Genomic DNA, 2064 nt, shown 5'->3' with positions numbered 1-2064 from the left:
GGAGTGGAAGGGGGCTACGGGGGAGTCGAAGGGAGCCGGCGGTACGGGCAGGGGCACCGGCGCCGGGGCTTGCTCGACGGCGATGCCGAAGTCCGTCGCCAGGCCGGCCAGCCCCGTGGCGTAACCCTGGCCCACCGCGCGGAACTTCCAGCCGCCCGCACGGCGGTAGAACTCGCCGAAGACGAACGCCGTCTCCGCCGTCGCGTCCCCGATGGCGAAGGCGGCGACCGGCCGCCCGTCCGGCAGCGAGACCCAGATGTCGAGCCGCGGTATCTGCCCGAAAGCACCGCCGTCGGCCGACGCGGCCACCACGATCCGCTCGATCCCGGGCTCGACCGCGTGCAGGTCCAGCTGGAGCCAGTCGGCGGCGGTCGGGTCCTGCGGTCCGCCGGATTTGCCCAGATGCCGGACGGTGCCCGAAGGGTGCTCGCGGTGGTTGTAGAAGACGAGATCCGCGTCGGTACGGACCCGGCCCGACGGGTCGAGGAGGAGGGCGGACACGTCCACGCCGGGCACACCCGGGCCGTGCTGCCAGGTCACCGCGACCTGGAGCCGGTCGGCCGGGACAGGGAGGTTCGCTCCCTTGGTCATCTGGGTCATGGCGGGATTTTTACACGTTGAATGCGAGGGAATGTTCGATTCCGGAAATTCCTCTCGACGTGAACGGACGTAACAAAAGAGACGGGGTGGACACCTGAGAGCCAGGTGTCCACCCCGTCCCGGGGTCGTGCGGGTCGTGCGGGTCGTGCGGGTCGTGCGGGTCAGCCCTTGAGCTCCTGGGCCACCAGCTCCGCGATCTGGACCGCGTTCAGGGCGGCGCCCTTGCGGAGGTTGTCGTCGGAGATGAAGAGGGCGAGGCCGTTCTCGACGGTCTCGTCATTGCGGATGCGGCCGACGAAGGCCTCGTCGCGGCCGGCGGCGGTGAGGGGGGTCGGCACGTCGGTGACGACGACGCCCTCGGCCTTCCCGAGGATCTCCGTCGCCCGCTCCGGGGACAGCGGCCGCTCGAAGCGGGCGTTGACCTGGAGGGAGTGGCCGGTGAAGACCGGGACGCGGACGCAGGTGCCGGAGACCTTGAGCTCCGGGATCTCGAGGATCTTCCGGGACTCGTGGCGGAGCTTCTGCTCCTCGTCGGTCTCGTTGAGGCCGTCGTCGACGATCGAGCCGGCCATCGGCAGGACGTTGTACGCGATGGGCGCGACGTACTTGTCCGGCTCCGGGAAGTCGGCGGCGCGGCCGTCGCGGGTCAGCTTCGGGGCGTCGGCGCCGACCTTCTCGACCTGGCTGTACAGCTCCTCGACGCCGGCCAGTCCGGAGCCGGAGACGGCCTGGTAGGTGGCGACGACGAGGGCGGTGAGGCCCGCCTCGACGTGCAGCGGCTTGAGCACCGGCATCGCGGCCATGGTGGTGCAGTTCGGGTTCGCGATGATGCCCTTGGGGCGGTCCGCGATGGCGTGCGGGTTCACCTCGGACACGACGAGGGGGACCTCGGGGTGCCGGCGCCAGGCGGAGGAGTTGTCGATCACGACGGGGCCCTGGGCGGCGACCTTCTCGGCGATGGCCTTGGAGGTGGCGCCACCGGCGGAGAAGAGCACGATGTCCAGGCCGGAGTAGTCGGCCGTGGAGGCGTCCTCGACGGTGATGTCCTGACCCTTGAAGGGGATCGTTTTCCCGGCGGACCGCGCGGAGGCGAAGAGCCGCAGCTCGCTGACGGGGAAGTCACGCTCGGCGAGGATGTCGCGCATCACGCCGCCGACCTGTCCGGTCGCTCCGACGATTCCGATCTTCATGGGTCTCCCTTGCTGGATGCGGGTCCGTCTCCATGATGCCGGGTGGCCCGCAGCGGCTTCCAATCGTTTCGCCTGCCCGGAGCCCGGCGGCCGCGAACTGAGACACGTGCCACACGACCGGGCCGGTGATCGCACTGATCGCGCTTACGGGGCCGGGTCCGGCGCGCACGGGTGACTGCGGGGCCGAGATGCCGCGCACAGCGGGTGATCGGTGTCTTGATACGGGGGCGGGGCCCGCCCCGCCCCCGTATCAAGACACCGATCACCCGCTGTG

General features: G+C 70.6%; 2 protein-coding genes. Both read right to left on the bottom strand.

Annotated features, from left to right (window positions below):
- The coding region (locus G5C51_RS41660) for a TerD family protein (RefSeq protein ID WP_165246093.1) at nt 1-600 on the bottom strand (600 nt) is incomplete at its 3' end.
- 161 nt (nt 601-761) lie between these two features.
- Nucleotides 762-1790 (bottom strand): aspartate-semialdehyde dehydrogenase, encoded by a 1029-nt coding sequence (locus tag G5C51_RS41655; protein WP_165246091.1) that lies wholly within the window; start codon nt 1788-1790, stop codon nt 762-764.
- Between the last annotated feature and the right edge of the window lie 274 nt (nt 1791-2064).

The organism is Streptomyces coryli, assembly GCF_011044975.1.
GTDB classification, from domain to species: Bacteria; Actinomycetota; Actinomycetes; order Streptomycetales; family Streptomycetaceae; genus Streptomyces; species Streptomyces coryli.
The sequence above is the reverse complement of the archived record's forward strand: the minus strand, read 5'-3'. Positions and strand labels throughout refer to the sequence as shown.